Below are 4967 nucleotides of genomic sequence, written 5' to 3'. Positions count from 1 at the left end.
AAACATTTTGCGTTATCGACCTACCACGCAAACTACTCTAGCATACTAAAGTTAAATTGGCAACTATAGATTAGAGTTATTCTTAGTCGTGCTTCGCTGTTCTATGCTGGCGGAACTTTTCATCTCCGAGGTGAAACCGAGAGATGAAAAGCCGACATTATAGGTAAAAAGCGATTTCTTTCTCCTTGAGAGGGGCAAAATCGGCGGCTAACAACAGCTGATTTAATTCCTCTTGGGGGATATGTTTGGCCCCGATGCGGACAATTCGCGATCTCATCGTGTTAGAAACCCCGCTTCTTTGTCGTCCTGCTTCCAAACCCATTACCCGGTGATAAAGTTCCAATTTTGCCGGGGGAATTGGGGAACCATCAAAATCAATGCCATTAGCGATCGCCACATCAATGGCATCAGCGCCCGTAGTTGTGGTTAAATTAGTTTCGGTGGACATAAAGACAATATAAAGGATCATTGCTATTTTATCAGGCGATCGATATCCGCCGCTATGATCAGGAAAGTAATCTTCATTTCTGTGTAACTATGGCTCAATTGCCGACCTATCAACCAAAACAGTTATCCCTGGGCCCCCTGGAAGCGGAAATTCTCAATATTGTCTGGGAATTGGAACCCGTTAGCGTTAAGGATGTCCACGATCGCATTTTAGCGGATCCAGAACGAGATCTAGCCTATACTTCTGTGACTACGGTACTGCGTCGTTTAACTAATAAAGGCTGGTTAAGTTGTTATAAAAAGGGTCGGATTTTCTACTGGAAACCGATGGTTTCTAAGGAACAAGCACAGGCAATTAAAGCCTACGAACAATTACATCGTTTTTTGGCTATTGGTAATGCGGATGTGGTGGCTTCTTTTGCCGATAGTCTCGATACTGCTAGTGTCGAACAATTAAAAGCGATCGCATCTCGTTTAGATACCCTGCGTCAACAACGGAGAGAAAGCTAATGCACAGTTTAATGTTATTACTAGCATTAACTATCGCTATTGGTTTACGTTGGTTTCTGCCTAGCTATCAGCGTCGTTGGCAGACAACGCTATTTTTCTTCCTCTTTCCTCCTTTGCTGCTGTTAATGACAGTTACATCGGTGGTTTGTATGGGCTATCGCGGGCAAATGTTGGGTTATAACTCCAGTTTAATTAGTTACTTTAGTGCTATAATTTGGCTAGTTTTTGCTATATTTTGTTTGATAAAACTCTCCTATCAAACTTGGCAAACCCATCGGGATTTTAGCAGTTATCCCCTCAAAAAAATCACCGCTCAGAAGGCGAGAGTTTTAGCAGTGGATTTTCCCTACAGTGCCAGAGTTGGCTTCTGGAAGTCGGAATTAATTGTGACGCAAGGATTATTAAATCTCTTAGATCAAGAACATTTACAAGCAGTTTTAGCCCACGAACAAGCTCACCAAGAATATCATGACACTTTCTGGTTTTTCTGGTTAGGTTGGTTGCGATCGATGTCTTCTTGGCTGCCCAATAGCGAGAATTTATGGTCAGAATTGGTCTTCTTGCGGGAATTGCGCGCCGATAAGTATGCTTCTGGACAAGTGGATTATTTACTATTAGCTGAATCGCTGCTTTTAGTGGCAGAAAAAGTTAATCAAGTAGCGGAAATAAGTTTCTCCGATAGTTGCTGTGTCGCTCTCAATGATCATTCTTTAAATAATCGTTTATTAGAGAGAATCGATGCTTTAGTCGAGTCAGAAAACCCCGAACTTCCCAGATTTAACTATCAAGTCTGGCTATTGCTTTCCCTCTCCCTCGCTCCTTTCTTACTCTTGCCTTTACACTCCTAAAAATGACCCTAGAAGTTGGACAAAAAGCCCCCGAATTTGCCACCCCCAACCAAAGGGGGGAAATTAGTAAATTAGCAGATTTTGCCGGTCAATGGTTGGTCTTATATTTTTATCCCAAAGATAACACTCCGGGCTGCAGCACAGAAGCGATCGATTTTACCGCTTTGTCGCCGCAATTTCAGCAATTAAATGCGGTAATTCTGGGAGTTAGTCCCGATTCAGAAAAGTCCCACTGTCGTTTTATTGAAAAACACAATTTAACTATTCAATTATTGAGCGATCCCGAGCATCAACTGGCGGAAATTTATCAAGTCTGGGGATTAAAAAAATTTATGGGCAAGGAATATATGGGGATTAGACGCTCCACTTTCCTGATCGACCCCCGGGGAAATATTGCCTATATTTGGTCAAATGTCAAGGTAAAAGCCCATGCAGAAGCGGTTTTGAAAAAACTTGAGGAATTGCAGTAGGAAGCCCCTAGTAGTCGATTTTTTCTGGGTACTGATCGCGCTCTTTTAAGTACCTAAGCAAAATTAATTACACATCTAAGCCGTCAGACTTCGTCGTGAGATCAGTAGTTCGACAAGCTCACTAACATGAACACTTTTTGCTGTGATTAGTAAACAGTAATCAGTGATCAGTGAGGCTCTTCGGTTTGTGTTATGCAATGGACGGGGGTTATAAGGGATGGAACCCTTACATAGAAAGGCATTTAGCGATTTTTGTCAATTGTTTTTGCTCTAGAGCAAACTAATCAATTAAGTCTCTTACCAGATAAGGATTTAGTCGATTTATGCCCCCCTATCGAACCATACCAAGTAACGAAGAACCATCAGTGATCAGTAAACAGTAATCATTAATCAGTGAAAAGACAGTAGGAAACTTCTATTTAATGCTGCTCACTTAAAACTCAAATCTGATAACTGATAGCTGTCTCCTGTCTCCTGTCTCCTGTCTCCTGTCTCCTGTCTCAACCAAGAAATTAATTTTGCACGACTACTTATGTTAGACTAGAAAAGTTGTCAAAAATCGCACATCTAGGCGATCGGGTGTTTCTAGGAATCTAGAAATCCAGCCCTAGATGGAGGATAAACCCGAAAAGGAGAAAAATATGCCCGTTGTCTCTCTCGCAGAATTGCTAGAGTCTGGGGTTCACTTTGGCCATCAAACGCGCCGTTGGAACCCGAAAATGTCTCAGTACATCTACACTGCCCGGAATGGGGTTCATATCATTGATTTGGTGCAAACTGCCCAATTAATCGAAGAAGCTTACGAATTTGTCCGAGGAGAAGCCGATCGCGGTAAACGCTTTTTATTCATCGGTACGAAACGGCAAGCGGCAGCAATCATTAAACAGGAAGCTTTACGCAGCGGTAGCCACTTCGTTAACCAACGCTGGTTGGGGGGAATGTTAACCAACTGGGAAACCATTCGCGGCCGGGTAGAAAGACTCAAAGAATTAGAAGAATTAGAAAATAGCGGCGCCCTTGATAAACGACCGAAAAAAGAAGCATCGGTACTGCGTCGGGAATTAGGCAAACTAGAAAAATACCTCGGTGGCATTAAAACCATGCGCCGGCTGCCGGATTTAGTCATCGTAGTGGATCAGCGTCGGGAATACAACGCTATCCAAGAATGCCAAAAATTGGGCATTCCCATCATCTCCCTCTTGGATACTAACTGCGATCCTGACTTAGTAGATGTGCCGATTCCCGCCAACGATGACGCAATTCGCTCAGTTAAACTGATTTTAGGCAAAATTAGCGATGCGATCATCGAAGGTCGTCGCGGTGGTCAAGCAGCGGTGGAAGAATACGAGGAAGACTACGAGGATGAAACCGAGTACGAGGAAGAAGGTGATTATTCCCAATACGCCGCCGAATTTGCCAGTGGAGACGACGATAACTAGGGAAAATTAGCTATTGATTGCCGCTAGGTTCGGGGGTAAACTTTCCGGACCTATCGATCGGCAAAACCTGCCCTTCTCGTGGCATGATCAACTATAAGCAGTAGGTTAGGAATTTTATGGCAGAAATTACAGCACAACAGGTTAAAGAACTTAGGGAAAAGACCGGCGCCGGCATGATGGATTGCAAGAGGGCGCTGACGGAAAACGCGGGGGATATAACTAAAGCGATCGAATGGTTGCGTCAAAAAGGGATTACTTCCGCCGAGAAAAAAGCCAGTCGGGTAGCGGCAGAAGGGATGATCGGCAGTTACATCCACACCGGCAGTCGCATCGGTGTTTTAGTGGAAGTGAACTGCGAAACCGATTTTGTTGCCCGTCGCGAGGAGTTCAAAAAATTAGTTAATGACGTGGCGATGCAGATTGCCGCTTGTCCTAACGTCGAATATGTGAAAGTGGCCGATATTCCCGCCGAAATCTCCGCCAAAGAAAAAGAAATTGAGATGGGACGGGACGATTTAGCCAATAAACCCGATAATATCAAAGAAAAAATCGTGGCCGGCCGCATTGAAAAACGTTTGAAAGAACTTTCTCTGCTTGATCAACCCTTTATCCGCGACCAGAACATTAGTATTGAGGAGTTGCTCAAACAAGCGATCGCCGCTTTGGGAGAAAATATTCAGGTGCGTCGTTTCCAACGCTTTGTACTAGGTGAAGGGATCGAGAAAGAAGAAACGGATTTCGCCGCCGAAGTAGCCGCCCAAATGGGACAAAAACCCCCGGAACCCGTGGCAGCAGCCCCGCAAGTGGAGGAAAAAGCCCCAGAACCGGCAGCGAAGGATAATCCGCCCGCTAAAGGCAAAAAGAAAAAGTAAGTTAAATGAAGATCAATCTGGTGGGGTGCGAGTTTCGTACCCTTTTTGTCTTCAGGGGGGTGGGGGACCTGATTTAAGTAGGTAGGCACAATTATTTGTAGGATGGGTTAGCGGTAGCGTAACCCATGCGGGCGTTGGGTTTCATGCTTCAACCCAACCTACGTTCATTTTATATTTAATTCCACCCACCCACTTATCAGTTATCAGTAAACAGTAATCAGTCAAAAGAAAAAAGAAAGTGGGGCTCTTCTAGGTTCTGTGTGAGCATGGTATAATAGTAACACAGAACAGGAGGTGGGTTATGTGGATAAATTTTGATCAACTCCTCGATTTACCAAATGTAACAGTGGTCAATTATCAAAAAATTGCTCAGACAATTTT

6 protein-coding genes are annotated in these 4967 nt (G+C 43.9%); 5 read left to right on the top strand and 1 reads right to left on the bottom strand.

What is annotated here, in order from left to right; all coding sequences use genetic code 11:
• Window positions 1-157: 157 nt before the first annotated feature.
• Complete coding sequence (locus IM509_RS21560) at window positions 158-448, bottom strand: small RNA NsiR4-regulated ssr1528 family protein (RefSeq protein ID WP_002732452.1); 291 nt, start codon at window positions 446-448, stop codon at window positions 158-160.
• Between the two features lie 20 nt (window positions 449-468).
• On the opposite strand from IM509_RS21560, the gene IM509_RS21555 reads away from it, so the two are divergent.
• From IM509_RS21555 to tsf, 5 genes are all read left to right on the top strand, one after another.
• Window positions 469-957, top strand: coding sequence for a BlaI/MecI/CopY family transcriptional regulator (locus IM509_RS21555; protein WP_002761005.1), 489 nt, complete (start codon window positions 469-471; stop codon window positions 955-957).
• A complete protein-coding gene (locus IM509_RS21550; protein WP_052276445.1) occupies window positions 957-1805 on the top strand; it encodes a M56 family metallopeptidase in 849 nt (282 codons plus the stop codon). The genes IM509_RS21555 and IM509_RS21550 overlap by 1 nt, the downstream gene beginning before the upstream one ends.
• A gap of 2 nt (window positions 1806-1807) precedes the next feature.
• Complete coding sequence (gene bcp / locus IM509_RS21545; protein ID WP_052276444.1) at window positions 1808-2275, top strand: thioredoxin-dependent thiol peroxidase; 468 nt, start codon at window positions 1808-1810, stop codon at window positions 2273-2275.
• Window positions 2276-2916: 641 nt separating this feature from the next.
• Entirely contained in the window at window positions 2917-3714 is a 798-nt protein-coding gene (gene rpsB, locus IM509_RS21540; RefSeq protein ID WP_002760998.1) for a 30S ribosomal protein S2, read from the top strand.
• 116 nt (window positions 3715-3830) lie between these two features.
• Entirely contained in the window at window positions 3831-4586 is a 756-nt protein-coding gene (tsf, locus tag IM509_RS21535) for a translation elongation factor Ts (protein ID WP_185238060.1), read from the top strand.
• The last annotated feature ends 381 nt before the right edge of the window (window positions 4587-4967 follow it).

The organism is Microcystis sp. M31BS1, from assembly GCF_020245285.1.
Lineage (GTDB): Bacteria > Cyanobacteriota > Cyanobacteriia > Cyanobacteriales > Microcystaceae > Microcystis > Microcystis panniformis.
This window is presented reverse-complemented; position numbering and strand designations above follow the sequence as displayed.